This window comes from Devosia geojensis (assembly GCF_000969415.1).
GTDB classification, from domain to species: domain Bacteria; phylum Pseudomonadota; class Alphaproteobacteria; order Rhizobiales; family Devosiaceae; genus Devosia; species Devosia geojensis.
Genome location: NZ_JZEX01000140.1, coordinates 1 through 21304 on the forward strand (window position 1 = coordinate 1; position 21304 = coordinate 21304).

Below are 21304 nucleotides of genomic sequence, written 5' to 3' on the forward strand. Positions count from 1 at the left end.
GGGGAGGGGAGCGCCCCTAGACCTTGACCGGCAGCTCCACCCGGCCCTCTTCCCCGAAGACCTTGAGGTAGCGCGCGATCTCGCGCGCATCCCCCGTCGCCTTGGCCGGATTGTCCGAGAGCTTGACCGCCGGGCGTCCGTTGGCTTGGCTGACCTTGATGACGATCGAGATCGGGTCGAGCCCCGGATTGGGCTCGGGCGCGCAGCCTTCGAAATCGTTGGTCAGGTTCGTGCCCCAGCCGAAGGCCATGCGCACCTTGCCTTCGAAATGCAGGTAGGCGTCCTCGATCATGTCGACGTCGAGCCCGTCGGAAAAGATGAGGAGCTTGTCGCGCGGGTCCCGCCCGCGTTCCTTCCAGAAGCGGACGATGCGTTCGCCCCCTTCGATGGCCGGTGCGCTGTCGGGGCGGAACCCCGTCCAGTCCGCCACCCAGTCCGGCGCGTCTCTGAGGAATGCGTCGGTGCCGAAGGCGTCCGGCAGCACGATGAGGAGGTTCCCGCCATAATAGCTGCGCCAGTCCTGCAGCACCCGGTAGGGCGCCTCGCGCAGCTCCTCGTCGGAGCGGGCGAGGGCGGCGAGCACCATTGGCAGCTCGTGCGCGTTGGTGCCCAGCGCCTCGAGGTCGGTATCCATGGCGAGCTTGACGTTGGAGGTGCCGGTGAAATTCTCGCCTATCCCTTCCTTCAACGCCTCGACGCACCAGCGCTGCCAGAGGAACGAGTGCCGCCGCCGCGTGCCGAAGTCGGAGATCTTGAGGTCCGGCAGGTGCGCCAGCCGCTCGACCTTCTCCCACATCTTGGCCTTGGCCCGCGCATAGAGCACGTCGAGCGTGAACGGCCCGTAGTCCTTCATCGCCGCGCGGCTGCGCAATTCGTTGATGATGGCGAGCGCCGGGATCTCCCACATGGTCGTCTCGACCCATTTGCCGGGGAACTCCAGCACGAACTGTCCGTCGCGCTTCTCCAGCCGGTATTCGGGCAGCTGGAAGGTCTCGAGGAAACGCAGGAACGCCGGCGAGAAGATGCGCTTGCTGCCATAGAAGTTGTTGCCGGCCAGCCAGATCATTTCCTTCTTAGTGAAGCGCAGCGTCCGCGCATGGTCGAGCTGGGCGCGCAGCTCGTCGATGTCGATCTCCTCGGCCAGTTTCACCGACCGGGTGCGGTTAATGAGCGAGAAGGTCGCCTCGACATCCGGGTAGAGCCCCCAGATCATCTGCAGCATCAGGAGCTTGTAGAAGTCCGTGTCGAGCAGCGAGCGGATGATCGGATCGAGCTTGAAGGTGTGGTTGTAGACCCGCCGCGCGATGTCGGTATAGGTGGCCATCGGAGGACGCTTCCTTTCGCCGGACCGGACGAGCTTGTTAGCGCGCCGCCGCGCGAATTGCTAGGCGGGGGGAACTCTGCCCGCCGGGAGGGATTGAACGGCAGTCATTCCACCGCTTTGAATGTCCGGCTGTCACACCTTCCCTTCTCCCACTCGGGTAGCGCTTGCGCGCTCCCGAGCGCAGGCTCTTGTGGGAGAAGGTGGCGCGCAGCGCCGGATGAGGGGTCCAACAATGCCGCATCCGCACCAAACCCCCGTGGACATCCGCCCGCTGACGCCCGACCTCTGGCCGGCCCTCGTCGATCTTTTCGGCGAGCGCGGCGCGGCGAACGGCTGCTGGTGCATGTACGCCCGCATCGGCGCCGCCTACCGCAAGCGTCCGGCCGCCGCCAACAAAGCCGATTTCGAGGCGGTGGTCAGGCAAGGCCCGCCGCCCGGCCTCCTTGCCTTCGAAGGCGACCTGCCCGTCGGCTGGTGCCAGGTCACCCCGCGCGATGCCGTTCCCTGGCTCGACCGCGTCTGGCGGCTGAAGCGCGTCGACGACCAGCCCGTCTGGTCGCTCACCTGCCTTTACATCCGCATCGGCCACCGTCGCCACGGCCTCGCCACCCGCCTCGTCGAAGCCGCCCTCGAAACCGCCCGCGCCGCCGGCGCCCCGGCCCTCGAAGCCTATCCCCTCGACGGCGAACTTTCGCCCAGCGCCACCAGCACCGGGTACGTTTCGACGTTTACGCGGCTTGGATTCGAGCTCGTGGCGAAACGCTCGCCGGAACGGCCGATCATGCGGTATGAATTTGGCGAGTAACGGCTGGAGATCCGCCCGCCTGCGTCGCTTCGCGACTACGGCGCGACAGCCTTCGCCAGTGCCAGCGAAGGCTGGTGGAGCCAAGCGGGATCGAACCGCTGACCTCCTGCATGCCATGCAGGCGCTCTCCCAGCTGAGCTATGGCCCCATTTCCTTGGGAACGCTTGGGGGAGCCGTGGGCTCCCGTCCGAAGCGTGGCGCAACCTAGTGAAGGTTGAACCAAATCGCAAGAGCCAATTTCGGCTCTTTTCGCCGCCCGCCAGCCTGTGGAAAAATCCGGCGGAACGGCTGAGATTTGAGGCCTCAGGGGCCTTGAACAATCTGCTCCGGCATTGGAGGCGCTGCCACCACGGGGTCATTCCCGCGAAAGCGGGAACCTCCGTTTCGAATTGGCGGGAATTTGAACAGAGGTCCCCGCTTTGGCGGGGATGACCCGGTGGATGATGCGATTTTCGAAGAGGAGCCCGGATCGGGCACCTCTTAGCATCACCCGCCTTTGCGGCCTCTCTAACGTTCGTCGTCGCTCGGGACGTCGATATCGAAATCCTCGCTCTCGTCGTCCTCGTCCTCGAGGAACACGTCCTCGTCATCCTCGCCCAGGTCCTCGTCGACCTCGACATCCTCGACGTCGGGGATGTCGTCGCCGCCGGCTTCCTCGGCGTCCGCTTCCTCGAGCGAGATCACCTCGGGCGCGGCGTCCTCGATTTCCTCATCCTCTGTCTCGTCCTCTTCGACGGCGCGGGATGGCGCGGCCTTCGTGAACACCGCCTGCTCGAAATAGGAGCGCGGATAGGACTTGCCGGTATAGGGCGAAACAATCGGGTCCTGGTTGAGGTCGTAGAACTTCTTGCCGGTATCCGGATCGGTCCGCTTGGTGCCGCGTTCGTCGTTGGACACTCTCTCATCCTCTCGGGGTAGTGGCGCCGGCGCGAAGGGCCGCCGCTCTCTGGCCTGGCCTGCGGGGCGCGGTCTCGTCTCTCGGCCGGCCGCTTCGTCCCTGGGTTTGGGGCGTGGCCGGCGCCGGGGCTGGCCGCCCGGTTTCGGGCAGTCCGGTTAGGGCCAAACATACCGCCTGTCAAACCGAAAATGCACGCCCGGGGTTCCGCCGGATGCCGCGCGCTTTTCCGGTTGAAAGCGCCGGGGTCCCTTCGTCCCCGGTGGCGCCCCCGCCGCCCCTGTGTTAAGCGGCAGGCGAGCCCTCTCGCCAAACCGCCCTTCGCCGCCATCCGATGACCGACGCGACCCCCCAGCCCCGCGCCTTCCGCATCGAGCGCGCCGCCCCGCTCGCCGGGCGCCTCGCCGTCTCCGGCGACCGGCTCGCGACCCACCTGGCGCTCGCGGGCGCGGCCCTCGCCGAGGGCGTCAGCCATATCGAGGGTCTGTCCGGAACGCGCGAAACGCAAGCGAGCCTTGCCGTTCTCGACGCGCTGGGCGTGCGCGTCACCCGCTCCGGCGCCTCGGCGCAGGTCCATGGTCTCGGGCTGCGCGGCCTGCTGGCCCCCGCCGGCCCGCTCGCCCTTATCGACAGCGACCTGACCGCCGCGCTCGCCCTCGGTCTTGCCGGCATCCTGCCCATGGAAACGCGCTGGACGCTTTCCTCTACCCAAGACGCCACCGGGCTCCTTGTTCCGCTGCGCAACGCCGGCGCCACCGTCGGCATCGATGACACGGTCATCACCGTCGCCGGCCCCGCCATGTCGGCGCCGCTCGAGCACCGCCCGCAGGGCGCGGCCGAGGCGCTGCTGGCGCTCCTCGTGGCGCTGGCGACGCCGGGCGTCAGCACGCTGCTGCTGCCGGCCGACACGGCTCTGGCGCTCAGCGGGCCGCTGCGCGCCTTCGGCGCCGGCCTCGATGCAGCCGAGGAGGCGGGCGAAACGCGGCTCTCGGTCGCCGGCCTCAAGCGCCTCGCTGCCTGCCGCTTCACCATCGCCGGCGATCCGCAGGATGCCGCCTGGGCGGCGCTCGCCGCGCTCGTCGCGCCCAAGTCCGATATCGCCATCGAGAACGTGCTGGTCAGCCCCGCGCGCACCGGCCTCATCGACGCCCTGCTCGAGATGGGCGGCAACATCGACTTCACCAACCAGCGCGAAGAGGCCGGCGAGCATGTGGCGGACCTGAGGATCCGTTCGGCGTTCCTGCGCGGCATCGACGCAACGGGAAGGGGGCTCGGTGACGCCGGGCTCGCGGTGCTCGCCATCGCCGGCGCCTACGCCAAGGGCGAGACGCGCCTTCCGGCCTCCGCCGGCCTGCAAACCCTGATGTCGCTGCTGCAGGCGATGGGCGTCTCCGTCACCACGGGCGACGACGCCGTTGTCGTTGCCGGCAGCCGGAGCCTGCGTGGTGGCGGCGAGCTGCGGCTGAGCGACCCGAACCTCGTCCAGCCGCTCGCCATCCTCGCGCTCGCTGCCGACCGTCCGGTGACCCTCATCCTGTCGGAGGAGGCCGGCGCCCTGCCGCCGCTTTTCGAGGGGCTCGCCCGGCTCGGGGCCCGCTTCGACCCGATCGCGGAGCCAACGCCATGATCATCGCCGTCGACGGGCCCGCCGCCTCCGGCAAGGGGACCCTGGCCACCGGGCTCGCCCGCCACTACGGCCTCGCCCACCTCGATACGGGCCTTCTCTACCGGGCCGTCGGCCTTGCCGTGCGCGATCACGTCGATGCGCCCGATTTCGAGGCGCGCGCCATCGCCGCAGCCCGCGCGCTCGATGCCGCGCACCTGACCAATATCGAGGAGCTGACCGGCGCCGAGGCCGGCATGTTCGCGTCCCGCGTCGCCGTCATCGCCAAGGTGCGCGTCGCCATGCGCCAGTACCAGCGCGATTTCGCCCACCAGCCGGGCGGCGCCGTGCTCGACGGGCGCGACATCGGCACGGTCGTGTGCCCGGATGCCGACGTGAAGCTGTTCATCGTCGCCGACAGCAAGGCGCGCATGGAGCGGCGCGCCCGCCAGCTCGAAGCGAAAGGCCAGGTGGTTGACCGCTACGCCCTCTATCACCAGATAGAAGAGCGGGACGCCAGGGATATGGCCAATCCCAATGGCGGCTTCTACAAAGCCCCGGACGCGGTCTTGCTAGACACGACCCAACTGGGTATAGAAGCCGCACTCCAGGCTGCCGTCGCGATCGTCGACGAAGCAATGGCGCAAAAGGCACGGAACTAGTTCCGTAATCCAAGCCTTTCCGCTTGAGGCTCTCGATGGTCACCCAAGGCCACGGCGCTGGACTTTAAACGTATTCGCATTTCGTTCGTGGCTTTGCCGCCGCGCCGGGTCGTTCGCTTGAACGACGGGGCAGGGCCTGCGGAATGTTTCAACCCCTAACGACCGGCGCGCTGGAGAACTTAAATTTGGCACAGCAAACTGTGACGAAAGAAGATTTTGAATCCTTGCTGATGGATTCCTTTGTCGACAACGAGCCTTTGGAAGGCACCGTCGTCAAGGGCAAGGTCGTCGCCATCGAAAAGGATCTGGCCATCATCGACGTTGGTCTCAAGACCGAAGGTCGCGTGGCCCTCAAGGAATTCGGCCAGGCCGGCCGTGACGGCACCATCTCCGTGGGCTCGGAAGTCGAGGTCTATGTCGACCGCGTCGAGAACGCCATGGGCGAGGCCGTCCTCTCGCGCGAGAAGGCTCGCCGCGAGGAGAGCTGGGTCAAGCTCGAAGAGCTCTACAACAAGAACGAGCGCGTCGAAGGCGTCATCTTCAACCAGGTCAAGGGCGGTTTCACCGTCGACCTCGAAGGCGCAGTGGCCTTCCTGCCGCGTTCGCAGGTCGACATCCGTCCGATCCGCGACATCGGTCCGCTGATGAACGTTCCGCAGCCCTTCCAGATCCTCAAGATGGACAAGCGCCGCGGCAACATCGTCGTCTCGCGCCGCGCCATCCTCGAGGAGTCGCGCGCCGAGCAGCGGTCCGAGATCGTCCAGCAGCTCGAAGAGGGCCAGGTGGTCGACGGCGTGGTCAAGAACATCACCGACTACGGTGCGTTCGTCGACCTCGGCGGCATCGACGGCCTGCTGCACGTCACCGACATCGCCTGGCGCCGTGTCAACCACCCGTCGGAAGTGCTCTCGATCGGCGAGACCATCAAGGTCCAGATCGTGCGCATCAACCACGAGAGCCACCGCATCAGCCTCGGCATGAAGCAGCTCCAGGCCGACCCGTGGGAAGGCATCGAGGCCAAGTACCCGATCGGCGCCAAGTTCACCGGCCGTGTGACCAACATCACCGACTACGGTGCCTTCGTCGAGCTCGAGCCCGGCATCGAGGGCCTGATCCACGTCTCCGAGATGAGCTGGACCAAGAAGAACGTCCACCCCGGCAAGATCGTCTCGACCTCCCAGGAAGTCGACGTGGTCGTGCTCGAGGTCGACAGCGACAAGCGCCGCATCTCGCTGGGCCTCAAGCAGACCCTGCAGAACCCGTGGGAAGCCTTCGCCGAGAAGTATCCGTCCGGCTCCGTTGTCGAGGGCGAGGTCAAGAACAAGACCGAGTTCGGCCTCTTCATCGGCCTCGACGGCGACGTCGACGGCATGGTGCACCTCTCCGACCTCGACTGGCAGAAGCCCGGCGAGCAGGCACTCGACGACTACAACCGCGGCGACATCGTCCAGGCCAAGGTCCTCGACGTCGACGTCGACAAGGAGCGCATCTCGCTCGGCATCAAGCAGCTGGCGGCCGGTGATCTCACCGACTCGGGCGGCGATGGCGTCAAGAAGGGCTCCGTCGTCACCGGCACCGTGACCGAGGTCAACGACGGGGGCATCGAGGTCAAGATCGCCGACAGCGAGATGACCGCGTTCATCCGCCGCGCCGATCTCTCGCGCGACCGCAACGACCAGCGTCCCGAGCGCTTCAGCAAGGGCGAAAAGGTCGACGCGCGCGTCACCCAGTACGACCGCAAGACCGGCCGCATCCAGCTCTCCATCAAGGCGCTCGAGATCGCCGAGGAGAAGGAAGCTGTCGCCGCCTACGGTTCGTCGGACTCGGGCGCCTCGCTCGGCGACATCCTCGGCGCCGCCCTGAAAGACCGCGAGCAGAAGTAAGCCCGCGGGTCTTTCCCTCACGCCGATCCGGCCCGCGCTTTTCTCAAGGCGCGGGCCTTTTCTTTGTCCATTTCTTTGTTGATCCCATGAGCACCGACACCATCGCCTGGCGCCCGCTCGCCCCCGCCGACCTGCCTTCGGTCGAGGCCATCGCCGCCGATGTCCACCCGGATTTCTTCGAGGAGCCGGCGGTCTTTGCCGAGCGGCAGCGCCTCTATCCGGCCGGCACCCACCTCCTGGAGGTCGAAGGCGCGCCCGCCGGCTATGTCCTCAGCCACCCCTGGCGCCTCGGGAGCCTGCCCGCCCTCAACGCCCTCCTCGGTGCGTTGCCCCATGACGCCGATACCTACTACCTCCACGACCTAGCCCTGCTGCCGCGCGCCCGCGGCACCGGCGCCGCGGGCCGCATCGTCGCCGACCTCGTCGCCCACGCCCGGCAGGCGGGCTTTGCCGCCATGAGCCTCGTCGCCGTCAACTGCAGCCGCAGATTCTGGGAAAAGCACGGCTTTGCCGTCCGTGACGTATCTGCATTGGCGGGCAAGCTCATGAGCTACGAGGACGGCGCTCACTACATGGTCAGGGCGCTGGCTTGAACAAACGGAGAAATGTAGTTACATTTCTGTCGTTACACGCCGGTTGGGGGACTGCGTGGAGTTCGAGTGGAACGAGCACAAGGCTGCGACCAACAGGGTCAAGCACCGCATCTCATTCGAGACGGCCACCGCCGTCTTCAATGATCCGGACGAGATTACCGAGCCGTCGCCGCAGGCGCATTCGGAGCCTCGGTTCCAGATCATAGGGCAGGTGATACCCGGCTTGGTTATCCTCGTGGTGTTCACCTACAGAGGTCCGCTCTCGGCTCGCAGAGTTCGTCTTATTTCGGCCCGCAAGGCCTCGCGCGAGGAAAGGCAACGCTACTATGAGCAGTAAGGAGAATGAAGGGCGCACCGTACGGTATGCCAGCACGCCCTTGACGCCCGAGCAGGTCGCCGAGCTTCGAGCCCTCGCCGCCATGCCCGACGAGGAGATCGATTTCTCCGATATCCCGGAGGCGGGTGAAGCTTTCTTCCGAAACGCCAGGCGTGGCGTGACGTACCGCGCGCTCAAGCGTCAGCTCACCATCCGGCTCGACGCCGACGTGCTCGACTGGTTCAAGCGCCACGCCAGGGACGGCAAGGGCTACCAGACCGACATCAACCGCGTGCTGCGCGACTATGTCGAGGCCCAGGAGAAGAAGGCCGGATAAGTCCCTCCGCCTTGCATTCGCCTCGTCCCGCCATTAATTCCGGCTGACCCGCCACATGCTGCCGGAGCCCGCTTGTGACCGACGATCCCCGTTTCGACAGCGCTCATACCGCGCTCGCCGCCGACAGATACCGCCGCTCGCGCGGCGTCTGGCGGGGCGTGGCGTTCTTTGCCCTGGCCATCGCCGTCCTCGTTCTCGTCGGGCGCTTCGCCTTTTTCGAGGGCGCCGGCGCCTCGGGGCGCATCGCCCGCGTCGTCATCGACGGCACCATCACCACCAACCGCGAGCGCCAGGACGCGCTGACGGCGCTGGCCGAGGACGATCGCGTCGAGGCCGTCATCGTCTCGATCAATTCGCCCGGCGGCTCCACCGCCGGCGGCGAGGAGCTCTACGAGGCGCTCGCGGTGCTGCGGGCGCAAAAGCCCGTCGTTTCGGTCATCAACGAGCTCGGCGCCTCGGCCGCCTACATGACCGCCATCGGCACCGACCGCATCTTTGCCCGGCGCCTGTCGATCGTCGGCTCCATCGGCGTCCTCTACCAGCACGTCAATGCGGGCAAGCTGCTCGATACCGTCGGCATCGACCTCGACAAGGTGGCCTCGGGCCCCCTGAAGGCCGAGCCCGACTTCGACGAGCCGATCACCGGCGAGGTGCGCGCCTCGATCGCCGCCATGGTCGACGACAGCTTCAACTGGTTCGTCGATGTCGTGGCCGAGCGCCGCGGCCTGCCGCGCCCGCAGACCCTCATGCTCTCCGACGGGCGGATCGTCTCGGGGCGTGTCGCCCTCGAGAGCGGCCTGATCGACGCCATCGGCGGCGAGGCCGAGGCCATCGCCTGGCTCGAGGCAGAGCGCGAGGTCGCAGCGGACCTGCCGGTCGTCACCGCCTGGCCGCAGGGAGATGAGGGATTCGGCTGGCTGACCCGTTTCGTCGGCGAAAAAGCACGTTCCGCCCTCGGCTTGCCGCCGGGGAGCGGCGCAGTGCCGCTTGACGGGCTTGTTTCGCTTTGGCAGGTTGACCTCAGCCGTTAGGCTCCGTCATGAATGGAGCTGTGGGGCGCCGGTTCATCCGTTCGTTTGAAGGCATTGCTCCAGGGAGGGCTGGGATGATCAAGTCCGAACTCGTCGAGAAGCTCTCCGCCGAGAACCCGCATCTGTTCCAGCGCGATGTCGAGAACATCGTCAACGCCATCCTCGACGAGGTGGGCGACGCCATGGCGCGGGGGGACCGGGTGGAGTTGCGCGGGTTCGGGGCCTTCTCGGTCAAGAACCGGCCGGCGCGTGTCGGGCGCAACCCGCGCACCGGTGAGCAGGTCGACGTCGGCGAGAAATACGTGCCGCAGTTCAAGGCCGGCAAGGAGATACGCGAGCGGCTGAACCGCGCCTGACCGCGCGGCACGCTGGACGCAGCAGGGCACCGGATATGGTCAAGAAAATCGCTGGCTGGTTGGTGCTGGTGCCGCTTTGCGTCGTGCTCGTCGCCTTCGCGCTCGCCAATCGCCAGCTCGTGGCTCTCAACTTCAATCCCCTCGTCCCGGCGCCCGCCGACACGGGGCACGGCGTGCCGTTGTTCCTCGTCCTCTATGCGGTGCTGCTCATCGGCGTTATCCTTGGCGGGGCCGCCACCTGGCTCGCCCAGGGCGTCCACCGCCAGCGCGAGCGGCACTGGCGGCGCGAGGCCCAGCAGTTCGCCCGCGAGGTGGAGGCGCTGCGCCGCAAGGAGCGCGACGCCCTCAGTCCCGCCGACCGGGAGATAGATGACCTGCTCGATGTCCGCTGACGTTCGGCCCCTCGGTTCCATCTCACCCAGCTTTTCCGACGCACCATGCCCGATGCCCTGACCGTCAAGATCTGCGGGATCAAGACCCCTGAGATCCTCGAAGCCGCGATTGCCGCCGGCGCCGATATCGTCGGCTTCATGCACTTCCCGCGCTCGCCCCGCCATGTCTCGATCGAGGAGATCGGCTCGCTGATCTCCGAGGCGCGCGGGCGCGTCGAAACCTGCGTCATTCTCGTCAATCCGGACAATTCCTGCGTTGCCGAGGTCGCGGCCCTCGGGCCCGACTGGCTGCAGCTGCACGGGCCGGAAACGCCCCACCGCGTCGAGGCCATCCGCGCCGAGGCGGGGGTCGAGATCATGAAGGCGCTGCCCATCGGCTCGCCCGAGGACGTGGCGGCCGTCGCCGATTTCGTCGACGTGGCCGACCGCATCCTGCTCGATGCCAAGCCCTCCAAGGGGGCCGACCGGCCCGGCGGGCTCGGCGAAACCTTCGACTGGTCGCTGGTCAAGGCGCTCGACCCGCGGGTGTCGTTCCTGCTTTCGGGAGGCCTGACGCCCGACAACGTCGCCGCGGCCATCGCGGCGACGAAGCCCTTCGGGGTCGACGTGTCCTCCGGCGTCGAAAGCGCCCCGGGCGTCAAGGACGTGCGCCTCATCGAAGCGTTCATCCGCAACGCGCGGGCGGCGGTGTCATAAGCGCCCGAGCCACAGGCTGGAGCGCGTCAGGCTTTACTGGAATCGGCGGCTCCATCGCCTCCCTCCCCCTTGAGGGGAGGGATTGAGGGTGGGGGGTGGTTCGGCGTCCCACTGATGGACCCCACTCGCGACCCCTCCCCTCGAGGGAGAGGGGAGCCGGACGCCCCCTTCATCTAGCCCCGCCCTCCGCAAATGGCACGGTCAATGCACCGGCAGCGCCAGGAGACCTATGCCTTCAGGACCACCACCTTGGTGTTGACCGGGGTCTTGGCATAGAGATCGAGCATGTCCTGGGTGAGCAGGCCGATACAGCCGCTGGAAACGTTCTTTCCGATCGTTTCGGGCATGATCGTGCTGTAGATCGTGTAGAGCGTATAGACGCCGTTCTGGTAGAGGTAGAGGGTTCGCGCCCCGAGTGGGTTGTCCAGCCCCGGCGCCATGCCGCCGGCATATTTGGCGACCTCCGGCTGGCGCAGGATCATCTCCCTGGGCGGCGTCCAGATCGGCCATTCGGCTTTCCGTCCGATATAGGCGTCACCGCTCCACAGGAACCCGGCCCGGCCGACATTGGCGCCGTACCGGGTGGCGTATCCGTCGCCTTCGATGCGGTAGACGTAGTAGTTGCGCGGATCGGCGATGATCGTGCCGGGCGCTTCGGCCGTGTCGTAGCGCACTGTGCGGCGAAGATATTTCGGGTTGATCTTGGCGACATTGACGGCGGGGATCGGAAAGCGCTCGTCGGGGACCGGCCCGTAGACTCTCTCGGCTTCGGCAAGGCTCATGCCGCCGGTCGTTGCGCAACCTGCAAGCCCGATCGCGGCGAGGCTGGCGGCGGAGCCGACCAGAAACGACCGGCGGTTGAGTGGGGCCGGCCAGTGGCCGTGCCGCGCTGCCGTGCCGGTCTCACGCGCATCGGTCATCCAATCGTTCATGATGCCATTCCTCCCGTCCCCGGCCAGAAACGACGCGGGCATTCACCCTCTCGATGTCTGGCTCCCTATGTCTGGCTGGCGGAGCTTGGTCTCAATGGTGGCGATTGGCAAGGTCTCCTCGCCGCCATGGCGTCGGTCCGCGGCGGGAAGCACTGCAAAAGTCGACTTGAACGAACGCGGATTCTCACGTTTAAGGTGACCCGACCTTCGGGAGCGTGGTCCGGCCGGACCGGAAAGGGCAAGTCGAGTGACGTTGAGCGGTATCAATTCCCTGCGCCTGGGGCCGGACGAGCACGGCCGCTTCGGGATTTATGGCGGGCGGTTCGTCGCCGAAACGCTGATGCCGCTGATCCTCGACCTGGAAAAGGCCTATCGCGACGCCAAGGCCGATCCGGCCTTCGCGGATGAGATCAAGCACCTCGCCACCCACTACACCGGCCGCCCCAGCCCCCTCTATTTCGCCGAGCGCACCAGCGCGCATCTGGGCGGCGCCAAGGTGTGGCTGAAGCGCGAGGAGCTCAACCACACCGGCTCCCACAAGATCAACAACTGCCTCGGCCAGATCCTCCTGGCCAGGCGCATGGGCAAGACCCGCATCATCGCCGAGACGGGCGCGGGCCAGCATGGCGTCGCCACCGCCACCGTCTGCGCCAAGTTCGATCTGCCCTGCGTCATCTTCATGGGCGCAACCGACGTCGAGCGGCAATGGCCGAACGTTTTGCGCATGAAGATGCTGGGCGCCGAAGTCCGCCCCGTCACCGCCGGCGCCGGCACCCTGAAGGACGCCATGAACGAGGCGCTGCGCGACTGGGTGACCAACGTCGACACCACCTACTACCTCATCGGCACGGCGGCCGGCCCCCACCCCTATCCGGAGATGGTCAGGGACTTCCAGTCCGTCATCGGCGCCGAATTGAAGGACCAGTTCCTTCAGGCCGAGGGCAAGCTTCCTGATGCGGTCGTCGCCTGCGTCGGCGGCGGCTCCAACGCCATCGGCACCTTCCACGCCTTCCTCGACGAGCCCGGTGTCGCCCTCTACGGCGCCGAGGCCGGCGGCCACGGCATCGATGTCGACAACGGCCACGCCGCCTCGATGACCGGCGGGCGTCCCGGCGTCCTCCACGGCAACCGCACCTATCTCCTCCAGGACGAGGACGGCCAGATCCTCGAAGGCCCCTCGATCTCGGCCGGCCTCGACTATCCCGGCGTCGGCCCCGAGCACGCCTTCCTCCATGATGCCAAGCGCGTCACCTACGCGCCGATCACCGACAAGGAAGCGCTCGAAGCCTTCCAGCTCCTGGCCCGCATGGAGGGCATCATTCCCGCCCTCGAAAGCGCCCATGGCCTGGCGCAGGTCATGAAGCTCGCCCCGACCATGGGCAAGGACCAGTCGGTGGTCCTCTGCCTGTCGGGCCGCGGCGACAAGGACGTGGAAAGCGTCGGCAAGCACCTCGGCATGGATATGATCTCATGAGCCGCATCACCGCCCGCTTCGCCGCCTGCACGGCAGAGAACCGCCCCGCCCTCGTCACCTACGTCATGGCCGGCGATCCGGATCTGGAGACGGCCCAGGCGATCCTCGACGGCCTGCCCGCCGCCGGCGCCGACGTCATCGAGCTCGGCATGCCGTTTTCCGATCCCATGGCCGACGGCGTCGCCATTCAGGTGGCCGGCCATCGCGCGCTGAAATCCGGCCAGACCATGCGACGCACCCTCGCCATGGTCGAAAACTTCCGCAAGAAGGACGCCGAAACGCCGATCGTCCTCATGGGGTACTACAATCCCATCTACATCTTCGGGGTGGCGGACTTCATCGCCGCCGCCAAGGCCGCCGGCGTCGATGGCCTCATCGTCGTCGACCTGCCCGCCGAGGAGGACGAGGAGCTGTGCATTCCCGCCCTCGAGGCCGGCCTCAACTTCATCCGCCTCGCCACCCCGACCACCGACGAGCGCCGCCTGCCGGCGGTCCTCAGGAATACCTCCGGCTTCGTCTACTACGTCACCATGACCGGCATCACCGGCGCCGCCATCAAGTCGCGCGCCGCCGTCGGCGAGGCCGTCAGGCGCATCAAGCACCATACCGACCTGCCCGTGGCGGTCGGCTTCGGCATCAAGACCGCCGAGGATGCGCAGGTGTTCGGCCGTGATGCCGACGGCCTCGCCGTCGGCACCGTCATCGTCAACGCCGTGGCTGAAACGCTAAACGACGGCAAGCCGACCGAGCGCACCGTCACCGCCGTCCACGACGTCGTCGCCTCCCTCGCCGCCGGCGCCCGCCGCGCCCGATCCGCGGCGTAACCTGTCTTTATGCGCCACAGAGCCTTCCCCTCTCCCTTGAGAGGAGTGAGGGTGGGGAGGGCTGAAGTTAGGGATGGGACTGGGGTGGCTATGGCTCAGTAAGCCACTGACGCTCCCCCCACCCCCGATGTCATCCCGGCGAAAGCCGGGACCCATCCCGAGATACCACGCCAGCCGCAAGGTGGCTCGGCAGTGGCCTCCTATCCCCCGCGAAGAAGGAACCCGGGCGAACCCCGCGCTTGCTACTGAACCGTCGTCGCCTCGACCGCGGGCACCGCCCGGGCGTCTGCGACAGGCGTCGTCGGCAGGTCGGCGAGGTCCACTGCCGCCAGCTGGTCCGCGCAGAGCTTGGCGGCGCCGCTGATCGGCTTTTCCCGGTCGGCCAGGGTCACCCAGCCGCCGTCCTCGATCACCCGGCTGCGGCGATAGACGCTTTCCGCGTTGAACGCGGTCAGGTTCGTGCGCACGTCCGGCGAAGCCAGATACCGGTTGACGCAGATGTCGGCCGCAAGCTGGGCGACCGCCTGCTCGGCCGCCCCGTCCGCCCGCTCCTGCGCCGAGCCTCCCGTCACCCAGCCGCCCCAGGTGAACCCCACCACCATGGTGGCGACGATACAGCCGGCGCACGACCAGAACAGCACCGTTTTGCTGGCTTTGAAGTCGCGAAACGTCTCCGAGAAATTGGGCATGGTTTGCCTCCTCCACAGTCCCTGACTGAAATATCGACCCGGCGAAAGTGCCGGACTATGGCTGAATCATGGCACATCCGCGCCGCGAGTGCGATGACGGCAGTTGTTCGCGCCGATGGCCGAGAAATAACCCGCAAACTGTATTCGGCACGATTTTGACTGGCTCTATTTCGGGAGCGGAAACACGCGGGATAACGGAAGTCTGATCCTATACTTCTCGCGCTTCACTCGCACGATTGCGTGACCCCGTCCGGGCCGGTTGTGCAAAGCCGGCAATGGGGCAGGGCGTCGCCTTTGCGGCCGGCCAATCCCCTGTTAACATTGGCCACAATCATCATATAAGGCCGAGGTCCACGCACTCCTGCCGGTGCGCGCGGCCGCCGGCCATAACAGGAACTGGTCATGAACTGGATCGACAACTTCGTCCGCCCCAAGATCCGCTCGCTGCTCAACAAGCGCGAGACGCCGGAGAACCTCTGGGTGAAGGACCCCGAATCCGGTGAGATGGTGTTCTATCGCGATCTCGAAGCCAACCAGTGGGTGGTGCCAAATTCGGGCTACCACATGAAGATCAAGGGCACCGATCGCCTCAAGACCTTCTTCGACGATGGCCGCTACGACACCGTGCCGGTGCCCTCCGTCGCCCAGGACCCCCTGAAGTTCCGCGACCAGAAGCGCTACGTCGACCGCCTCAAGGAAGCGCGCACCAAGACCGGCCAGGACGATTCCGTGCTGGTCGCGACCGGCAAGCTCTACGGGCGCGACATGACCGCCGCGGTCCAGGATTTCGACTTCATGGGCGGCTCGCTCGGCATGGCCGCCGGCCAGGGCATCATCACCGCCCTCGAGACGGCGGTCGCCCGCAAGACGCCGCTGGCGCTCTTTGCCGCTTCGGGGGGCGCGCGCATGCAGGAGGGGATCCTCTCGCTGATGCAGCTGCCGCGCACCACCGTCGCGGTGCTGCGCCTGCGCGAGGCGGGCCTGCCCTTCATCGTCGTCCTCACCAACCCGACGACCGGCGGCGTCACCGCCTCCTATGCGATGCTGGGCGACGTCCACATCGCCGAACCCGGCGCCCTCATCTGCTTTGCCGGTCCGCGCGTCATCGAGCAGACCATCCGCGAGAAGCTCCCCAAGGGCTTCCAGCGCTCCGAATACCTCTACGAGCACGGCATGGTCGACATGGTCGTCCACCGCCACAATCTGCGCTCGACCATCGGCTCGCTCGTCGGCATGCTGACCAAGGCCGAGCCGATCGAGGAGCTGACCTCGACCGCCCCCTCCACCCGCCTCGTCTCCCGCGAGCCGGAAGCCGAGAGCGTGGCGGCCGGCGAGGACGACCTCGCGCCCCCGCAGGCGGCCCACGCCGAATAAGAACGACGCCAAAGGCAGGCGGCGAATCGCTCCGCCTTGATGCTATGAAGGCCGGTCGAAAATGACAGACCGGAGCCGTCCGCCTTGTCCCGCACCGACGCCATCCTCACGCGCCTGCTGGCGCTGCACCCCAAGCTCATCGATCTCGGGCTCGAGCGCACGCTCCGTCTGCTCCACGAGATCGGTGACCCGCACAAGCGCCTGCCGCCGGTCATCCACGTCGCCGGCACCAACGGCAAGGGCTCGACGATTGCGTATCTGCGCGCCTTCCTCGAAGCCGCCGGCAAGACGGTGCACGTCTATACCTCGCCCCATCTCGTCCATTTCAACGAGCGCATCCGGTTGGCCGGCAAGCTCGTCTCCACCCCGCGCCTCAACGCCGCCCTCGAATATTGCGAGGAGGTGAACGCGGGCCGTCCCATCACCTTCTTCGAGATCACCACCGTCGCCGCCTTTCACCTCTTTGCCGAGGAACCGGCCGATTTCCTCCTCCTCGAGGTCGGCATGGGCGGTCTCCACGACACCACCAACGTCGTCGAACGCCCGCTCGGCACCGTCATCACCACGGTCTCGCTCGATCACCAGCAGTTCCTGGGCGACAGGGTCAGCCAGATCGCCGCCGAGAAGGCGGGCATCCTGAAGAAGGGCTCGCCCGCCGTCGTCGCCCGCCAGTCCGAGGAGGGGGACGAGGTCATCATGGCCGCCGCCCGCCGGCTCGGCGTCCGGCCGTTCAAGGCCGGAGAGGATTTCGACGGCTACGCGCAGGACGGGCGCATGGTCTATCAGGACGAGGAGGGTCTTCTCGACCTGCCGCTGCCGCGCCTCATCGGCGCCCACCAGGTCGACAACGCCGCCGTCGCCATTGCCGCCGCCCGCCATTTCAGCCTGCCGGTCACCGCCGCCGATATCGGGAAGGGCCTCGGCACCGTCGAGTGGCCCGCCCGCCTCACCCCGCTCAGCGGCAGATTGCGCGATCTTCTGCCCGCCGGGCACGAGCTCTGGCTCGATGGCGGGCACAACGCCAATGGCGCCGAAGCCCTCTCGGCCGCGCTCACGCAGATGAACCGCACCCGCCCGGCCCCCCTGGTGCTGATCGTGGGCATGATGAACACGCGCGCGCCCGAGGATTTCCTTGCGCCCTTCCGCCCACTCACGCCACAGGTCTATTCCGTCACCGTTCCCGGCGAGACGAACGCCCACAAGGCCGCCGACATCGCCCGCCGCGGCAGGGCCGCCGGCTTTGCCGTCCGCCCCCGTCGTTCGGTGCTCTCGGCCCTCGCCGACGCCGCGGGAACGGAAAACGCCCGCGTCGTCATCTGCGGCTCGCTCTACCTCGCCGGCGACGTGCTCGCCAGGAACGGCTCGCCGCCGCGCTAGCCAGCGAACACTAGGCACCAAGGCGCCGAGTCGGCACCAAACTCAACCGCCCACGATTGTCACCCCGGCGAAGGCCGGGCCCATCCTGAGATGCTTCATTAGCCGCCAGCGGTATGAATGACGCCCCTCAGCGCCACCTGGCGGCTGTTGCGACAACCCAGGATGGATCCCGGCCTTCGCCGGGATGACAACGGTGGAAAGGGTGACCGCACCAGAAACAAACGCCGTCGGCGGAACCGACGGCGTTTGGAAATTGGCTTGGCGCGAACCTTTAAGCCGCGTGGCTCTCCAGCCATTTGGTCAGGCCTGCCTTCGGGGTGCCGGCGCCGATCTTCATGTCGGCCGCCTCGCCCCCCTTGAAGAGGATCATGGTCGGGATCGAGCGCACGCCGTACTTGACGGTGGTCGACGGGTTCTCGTCGACGTTGAGCTTGACGATCTTGACCTTGCCGGCCAGCTCCGCGGACAGTTCATCGAGAACCGGTGCGATCGCCCGGCACGGCCCGCACCACTCGGCCCAGAAATCCACCAGGACCGGTTCCTTGGAGTTCAGGACTTCCTCGCCGAAATTGGCGTCGGAAACATGTGTGGTCATCAGATTTGCCTTCTTGGTTAAAAGCGGTGGTCTGTTTGGTCCAAAAGCTGGGGAGTGTCCAGTCCCGGTTCAACGGGTCTCACCCCAAGGTGAAGTCGGCGGTCCGCGCGGCCAGGAGGTCGCGGGGCAGATTCATCAACGATTCCATTGACGTCCAGAGAATGGCCGCCTCGACCGTACGATCCGGGAAAAGCTGACCTGCAACCAACGCATAAAGTCCGAGCTGGGTCAGATAGTTCCCCGGCACGCTTTCCGCAGCCCCCGGGAGAGTCGCGTCGGATTTGTAGTCGACCACCAAAACCCGCTGCTCGTCAACAACCAGCCGGTCGATGCGCCCGGCGAGGCGCACCGGTTTTCCCCCGCGCCGCGCATCGATGAGAAACGGCACCTCCGCCCGGCTGTCCGGACCGAACAAACGGGCGAGTTCGGGCCGCGAAAGGATCGAAATTGCTCTTGCCGCCAGCCCCGGCGCGGCATCCGGGTGGTCGGGCAGCAGCATGAGGGCGGCTTTGCCGGCGATCGCGGGCCATTGCCCGGCCGGCACGCGGGGCAGGTGCTGCAGCAGCGCATGGAGCGCGATGCCGGTTCGCCGCGCCTCCTCGGCGTCGCGCACACCCTGCGCCGACGTATCGAGGGCGGGCAGGGCGTGCCGTTCCTCATAGGCGCTCGACGGGCGCACCACCGGCCGGTCGCGCGGCTCGGGCAGGGCCGGAAAGGCGACCGGGGCCGGGCGCGCGCCCGCCCCGCCTTCCGGCATGCCGGCCAGCCTCGGCGCCGGCGCGGCGGCCGGATAGACGAGCGCGGTCTCGTTGCCCTCGGCATCGGTCTCGACCTGCGCGTGCGGGCGCAGCGCCGTTTCCATGGCCTCGTACCAGGTGCCCTTGAGCTGGGTTGCCGCTTCGGTTCCCGGCGTCAGGGGTCCCGTGACGTAGAGCGCCTCCTCGGCCCGGGTCATGGCGACGTAGAGCCGGCGCCAGTATTCCTGCCCCAGCGTCTTCTCGCTGTCCTCGCGCAGCTTCAGCGTTGCCTCGACATGGTCGTCCTTTGCCGAGGCGTGGACGAGGAGCGGTCCCGGCGTTTCGGCGGCGACCAGCACGGGCTTTGCCGTCTGGCGCCCGTTGGGCTTGGTGGCCGCGTCCGCCAGGATCACGATCGGCGCTTCCAGTCCCTTGGCCCCGTGCACGGTCATCACCCGCACGCCCCCGCCGCGCTCGGCCAGGTCCCGCTTGATCGAGACCTCCTGCCGGCGCATGGCGGCGACGAACCCGGTGAGAGACGGCTGCGCGTCCTGCTCGTGCTTCAAGGCCAGCTCCAGGAACTCGGCGAGCACGTCGTCGACTTCGCCGCCGAGCCGCGCGTGGAAGCGCCTCAGCCCGCCCCAGGCATAGAGCACCTCGGCAAAGAACGCATAGGGGCGTCCGAAATCGAGGCGGCTGCGCCAAGCCGCCAGCGCCTTGTAGGCCTCTTGGCCGCTGGGCACATGGGTATGCGCCAGCGCCTGCCACAGGCTCTCGCGGCCCCGGTCCGCCGCGATGGCAAAGAGAGCGGCCTCGGACACGTCGAAGAGCGGCGAGCGCAGCACGGCGGCCAGTTGCAGGTCCTCGCCGGTATTGGCGAGGACGTCGGCGAGAGCTAAGAGGTCCTTGACGACGATGTGCCCGGTCACCAGCAGCCGGTCGGCCCCCGGCGTCGGCAGGCCGGCGGCGATCAGCGCGCGGATGATCTCGTGGAACAGCGCCGAGCGCGATTGCACCAGCACCATCACGTCGTCCGCGCTCATCGCCCGGCCGTTGGCGAGCCGGCGTCCCGCATCGAGCCAGTTGCGGATCTCGCGGGCGATCCGCGTCGCCACCCGCCGGGGCGCCGTCTGCTCCACCGTCTCCAGGGGCTTCAGCGGCCATTCGCCGGTCGGCGCCACGGGCTTTGCCTGCTGTACGGGCGGCCACAGCGTCACCCGCCCGCCCGTCTCGGTGCGGGCGGTGTCGTGGAGCACCTTCTGCTCGGCGAGCAGCGCCTCCTGGATGTCCTGCCGCGCGCAGACGATATCGACCGCTTCGAGGATCGGCCGCAGCGTGCGGAAGCTCGTGTGGAGCCGGATGTCCTCGAAGGGCTTGTCCGCCGCTTTCGCCCGCCGCCCGTAGTCGCGCCCGGCCTCGATGAAGAGACGCGGCTCCGCCCCCTGGAACGAGTAGATCGACTGCTTGGGGTCGCCCACGGAAAACAGCGTCCGCGGCCGGCTCACCTGCCCCTCGCCGGTGAAGAACTCGCCGGTCAGCGCCGCCACCACCCGCCACTGCTCGGGGTTGGTGTCCTGGCTCTCGTCGACCAGGATGTGGTGGATGCCCGCGTCGAGCTTGTATTGCACCCAGAGCTGGTAGCGGCTGTCGTCGAGCAGGCCCGCGAGCTTTTCGATGAGGTCGTCGAAATCGAGCACCGCCCGGCGGCGCTTGCCGGCCTCGTAGCGCGCAACGATGGCCGCCAGCACGTCGAGCAGCGCGTCGGAGCGCTCGACGAGCACGGCGGTCTTATGCTCCTGGCGAAGAGCCGCGAGGCGCCCCGCCTCCCGCTCCACCTGCGCCGCAAGGCCGGGGTCGGCCTTGGCGAGCTTTTGCGTCAGGTCGGCGCGCATGCCGTTCTTCTGGGTGAAGAAGACGTCGAGCCAGCCTTCGACCGAAACGCGCGCCAGGTCGACCCCGGCAAGCCGCGCCGACAGCCCCGCCTTGCCGGGCGGAGAGGCGGCAAGTATGGCCGCCCTCTCGCCCGGCCCGATCGTCCGCCCGGCAAGGATTTCATCCTCGATCTCGGCCACGCTTCGCCCGGAATGCCCGGTCAGGCGCTTGAGGTTCGCCTTGGCGCGGGCGGTGTCGGCGAGCACGGTCTTGAGCCTGCGCCCCTCGGCCAGCGCGAAATCGATCGCCTCGCCGATGGAAAAATCGCTCATCAGCCCGAACAGCGTCTCCACCGCCCCGGCGCCGGCTCCCCTCCCCCTCGTGGGGAGGGGCTGGGGGTGGGGGGGAGCTTCGTTATGCCCGTCTTCCCCTCTCCCCTTGTGGGAGAGGGACAGATTTTCCGCTGCGCGCGGCAAATCTGTCCCTCTCCCACAAGGGGAGAGGGGAAGACGGGCATAACGAAGCTCCCCCCCACCC

The 21304-nt window shown here is 67.5% G+C and carries 21 protein-coding genes and 1 tRNA gene; 15 read left to right on the forward strand and 7 right to left on the reverse strand.

Annotation, left to right across the window (positions count from 1 at the left end; all coding sequences use genetic code 11):
• Positions 1 to 16 precede the first annotated feature (16 nt).
• On the reverse strand, positions 17 to 1324 hold the full coding sequence (gene pncB, locus VE25_RS16755) for a nicotinate phosphoribosyltransferase (protein WP_046109804.1): 1308 nt from the start codon (positions 1322 to 1324) through the stop codon (positions 17 to 19).
• A gap of 232 nt (positions 1325 to 1556) precedes the next feature.
• On the opposite strand from pncB, the gene VE25_RS16760 reads away from it, so the two are divergent.
• Entirely contained in the window at positions 1557 to 2129 is a 573-nt protein-coding gene (locus tag VE25_RS16760; protein ID WP_046109805.1) for a GNAT family N-acetyltransferase, read from the forward strand.
• A 72-nt stretch (positions 2130 to 2201) separates the two neighbouring features.
• Here VE25_RS16760 and VE25_RS16765 read toward each other — a convergent pair.
• Both VE25_RS16765 and VE25_RS16770 read right to left on the reverse strand, forming a co-directional pair.
• Positions 2202 to 2277: transfer RNA gene (locus VE25_RS16765), tRNA-Ala, on the reverse strand.
• A 359-nt stretch (positions 2278 to 2636) separates the two neighbouring features.
• A complete protein-coding gene (locus VE25_RS16770) occupies positions 2637 to 3026 on the reverse strand; it encodes a TIGR02300 family protein (RefSeq protein ID WP_046109806.1) in 390 nt (129 codons plus the stop codon).
• Positions 3027 to 3358: 332 nt separating this feature from the next.
• On the opposite strand from VE25_RS16770, the gene VE25_RS16775 reads away from it, so the two are divergent.
• From VE25_RS16775 to VE25_RS16820, 10 genes are all read left to right on the forward strand, one after another.
• A complete protein-coding gene (locus VE25_RS16775) occupies positions 3359 to 4651 on the forward strand; it encodes a carboxyvinyltransferase (RefSeq protein WP_046109807.1) in 1293 nt (430 codons plus the stop codon).
• On the forward strand, positions 4648 to 5289 hold the full coding sequence (cmk, locus tag VE25_RS16780; protein ID WP_046109808.1) for a (d)CMP kinase: 642 nt from the start codon (positions 4648 to 4650) through the stop codon (positions 5287 to 5289). The genes VE25_RS16775 and cmk overlap by 4 nt, the downstream gene beginning before the upstream one ends.
• 143 nt (positions 5290 to 5432) lie before the next feature.
• The gene (gene rpsA, locus VE25_RS16785; RefSeq protein ID WP_083989015.1) at positions 5433 to 7172 is read left to right on the forward strand and encodes a 30S ribosomal protein S1; all 1740 of its coding nucleotides are present in this window, start codon (positions 5433 to 5435) and stop codon (positions 7170 to 7172) included.
• A gap of 86 nt (positions 7173 to 7258) precedes the next feature.
• Positions 7259 to 7765, forward strand: a complete 507-nt coding sequence (locus VE25_RS16790) for a GNAT family N-acetyltransferase (RefSeq protein WP_046109810.1) — start codon at positions 7259 to 7261, stop codon at positions 7763 to 7765.
• Positions 7766 to 7820: 55 nt separating this feature from the next.
• Entirely contained in the window at positions 7821 to 8102 is a 282-nt protein-coding gene (locus tag VE25_RS16795; RefSeq protein WP_046109822.1) for a BrnT family toxin, read from the forward strand.
• A complete protein-coding gene (locus VE25_RS16800) occupies positions 8092 to 8418 on the forward strand; it encodes a BrnA antitoxin family protein (protein WP_046109811.1) in 327 nt (108 codons plus the stop codon). The genes VE25_RS16795 and VE25_RS16800 overlap by 11 nt, the downstream gene beginning before the upstream one ends.
• Before the next feature lie 74 nt (positions 8419 to 8492).
• Complete coding sequence (sppA, locus tag VE25_RS16805; RefSeq protein ID WP_046109812.1) at positions 8493 to 9449, forward strand: signal peptide peptidase SppA; 957 nt, start codon at positions 8493 to 8495, stop codon at positions 9447 to 9449.
• 74 nt (positions 9450 to 9523) lie between these two features.
• Positions 9524 to 9805: an integration host factor subunit beta gene (locus VE25_RS16810; protein WP_046109813.1), complete on the forward strand. Its 282-nt coding sequence runs from the start codon at positions 9524 to 9526 to the stop codon at positions 9803 to 9805.
• Positions 9806 to 9840: 35 nt separating this feature from the next.
• Positions 9841 to 10197 (forward strand): LapA family protein, encoded by a 357-nt coding sequence (locus VE25_RS16815; RefSeq protein ID WP_046109814.1) that lies wholly within the window; start codon positions 9841 to 9843, stop codon positions 10195 to 10197.
• 45 nt (positions 10198 to 10242) lie between these two features.
• Positions 10243 to 10893 carry a phosphoribosylanthranilate isomerase gene (locus VE25_RS16820; RefSeq protein WP_046109815.1) on the forward strand — a complete coding sequence of 217 codons (651 nt, stop codon included), beginning with the start codon at positions 10243 to 10245 and terminating at the stop codon, positions 10891 to 10893.
• 227 nt (positions 10894 to 11120) lie between these two features.
• Here the strand turns inward: VE25_RS16820 and VE25_RS16825 are convergent, their stop codons facing one another.
• Positions 11121 to 11813 (reverse strand): L,D-transpeptidase family protein, encoded by a 693-nt coding sequence (locus VE25_RS16825; RefSeq protein ID WP_046109823.1) that lies wholly within the window; start codon positions 11811 to 11813, stop codon positions 11121 to 11123.
• Between the two features lie 265 nt (positions 11814 to 12078).
• Between VE25_RS16825 and trpB the strand changes: the two genes are divergently transcribed.
• Both trpB and trpA read left to right on the forward strand, forming a co-directional pair.
• Positions 12079 to 13299 carry a tryptophan synthase subunit beta gene (gene trpB, locus VE25_RS16830; RefSeq protein WP_046109816.1) on the forward strand — a complete coding sequence of 407 codons (1221 nt, stop codon included), beginning with the start codon at positions 12079 to 12081 and terminating at the stop codon, positions 13297 to 13299.
• Positions 13296 to 14123, forward strand: a complete 828-nt coding sequence (gene trpA / locus VE25_RS16835) for a tryptophan synthase subunit alpha (protein WP_046109817.1) — start codon at positions 13296 to 13298, stop codon at positions 14121 to 14123. Before trpB ends, trpA begins: the two co-directional genes overlap by 4 nt.
• Before the next feature lie 242 nt (positions 14124 to 14365).
• Here trpA and VE25_RS16840 read toward each other — a convergent pair whose 3' ends face one another.
• A complete protein-coding gene (locus VE25_RS16840) occupies positions 14366 to 14812 on the reverse strand; it encodes a hypothetical protein (RefSeq protein ID WP_046109818.1) in 447 nt (148 codons plus the stop codon).
• A 402-nt stretch (positions 14813 to 15214) separates the two neighbouring features.
• Between VE25_RS16840 and accD the strand changes: the two genes are divergently transcribed.
• On the forward strand, positions 15215 to 16186 hold the full coding sequence (gene accD, locus VE25_RS16845) for an acetyl-CoA carboxylase, carboxyltransferase subunit beta (protein WP_046109819.1): 972 nt from the start codon (positions 15215 to 15217) through the stop codon (positions 16184 to 16186).
• Positions 16187 to 16270: 84 nt separating this feature from the next.
• Positions 16271 to 17563, forward strand: a complete 1293-nt coding sequence (locus tag VE25_RS16850) for a bifunctional folylpolyglutamate synthase/dihydrofolate synthase (RefSeq protein WP_046109820.1) — start codon at positions 16271 to 16273, stop codon at positions 17561 to 17563.
• Between the two features lie 271 nt (positions 17564 to 17834).
• On the opposite strand, the gene trxA is transcribed toward VE25_RS16850, so the two are convergent.
• Entirely contained in the window at positions 17835 to 18161 is a 327-nt protein-coding gene (trxA, locus tag VE25_RS16855; RefSeq protein ID WP_439328914.1) for a thioredoxin, read from the reverse strand.
• Between the two features lie 76 nt (positions 18162 to 18237).
• Positions 18238 to 21099: a UvrD-helicase domain-containing protein gene (locus VE25_RS16860; protein ID WP_152664656.1), complete on the reverse strand. Its 2862-nt coding sequence runs from the start codon at positions 21097 to 21099 to the stop codon at positions 18238 to 18240.
• Between the last annotated feature and the right edge of the window lie 205 nt (positions 21100 to 21304).

What these genes read in the sequence shown, in the direction of transcription:
- cmk (WP_046109808.1), top strand. Translation starts at nt 4,648, where the DNA reads ATGATCATCGCCGTCGACGGGCCCGCCGCCTCCGGCAAGGGGACCCTG.
- VE25_RS16815 (WP_046109814.1), top strand. Translation starts at nt 9,841, where the DNA reads ATGGTCAAGAAAATCGCTGGCTGGTTGGTGCTGGTGCCGCTTTGCGTC.
- VE25_RS16840 (WP_046109818.1), bottom strand. Translation starts at nt 14,812, where the DNA reads ATGCCCAATTTCTCGGAGACGTTTCGCGACTTCAAAGCCAGCAAAACG.
- VE25_RS16810 (WP_046109813.1), top strand. Translation starts at nt 9,524, where the DNA reads ATGATCAAGTCCGAACTCGTCGAGAAGCTCTCCGCCGAGAACCCGCAT.
- accD (WP_046109819.1), top strand. Translation starts at nt 15,215, where the DNA reads ATGAACTGGATCGACAACTTCGTCCGCCCCAAGATCCGCTCGCTGCTC.
- rpsA (WP_083989015.1), top strand. Translation starts at nt 5,433, where the DNA reads ATGTTTCAACCCCTAACGACCGGCGCGCTGGAGAACTTAAATTTGGCA.
- VE25_RS16800 (WP_046109811.1), top strand. Translation starts at nt 8,092, where the DNA reads ATGAGCAGTAAGGAGAATGAAGGGCGCACCGTACGGTATGCCAGCACG.
- pncB (WP_046109804.1), bottom strand. Translation starts at nt 1,324, where the DNA reads ATGGCCACCTATACCGACATCGCGCGGCGGGTCTACAACCACACCTTC.
- VE25_RS16860 (WP_152664656.1), bottom strand. Translation starts at nt 21,099, where the DNA reads ATGAGCGATTTTTCCATCGGCGAGGCGATCGATTTCGCGCTGGCCGAG.
- trpA (WP_046109817.1), top strand. Translation starts at nt 13,296, where the DNA reads ATGAGCCGCATCACCGCCCGCTTCGCCGCCTGCACGGCAGAGAACCGC.
- VE25_RS16775 (WP_046109807.1), top strand. Translation starts at nt 3,359, where the DNA reads ATGACCGACGCGACCCCCCAGCCCCGCGCCTTCCGCATCGAGCGCGCC.
- VE25_RS16760 (WP_046109805.1), top strand. Translation starts at nt 1,557, where the DNA reads ATGCCGCATCCGCACCAAACCCCCGTGGACATCCGCCCGCTGACGCCC.
- VE25_RS16820 (WP_046109815.1), top strand. Translation starts at nt 10,243, where the DNA reads ATGCCCGATGCCCTGACCGTCAAGATCTGCGGGATCAAGACCCCTGAG.
- VE25_RS16825 (WP_046109823.1), bottom strand. Translation starts at nt 11,813, where the DNA reads ATGACCGATGCGCGTGAGACCGGCACGGCAGCGCGGCACGGCCACTGG.
- VE25_RS16790 (WP_046109810.1), top strand. Translation starts at nt 7,259, where the DNA reads ATGAGCACCGACACCATCGCCTGGCGCCCGCTCGCCCCCGCCGACCTG.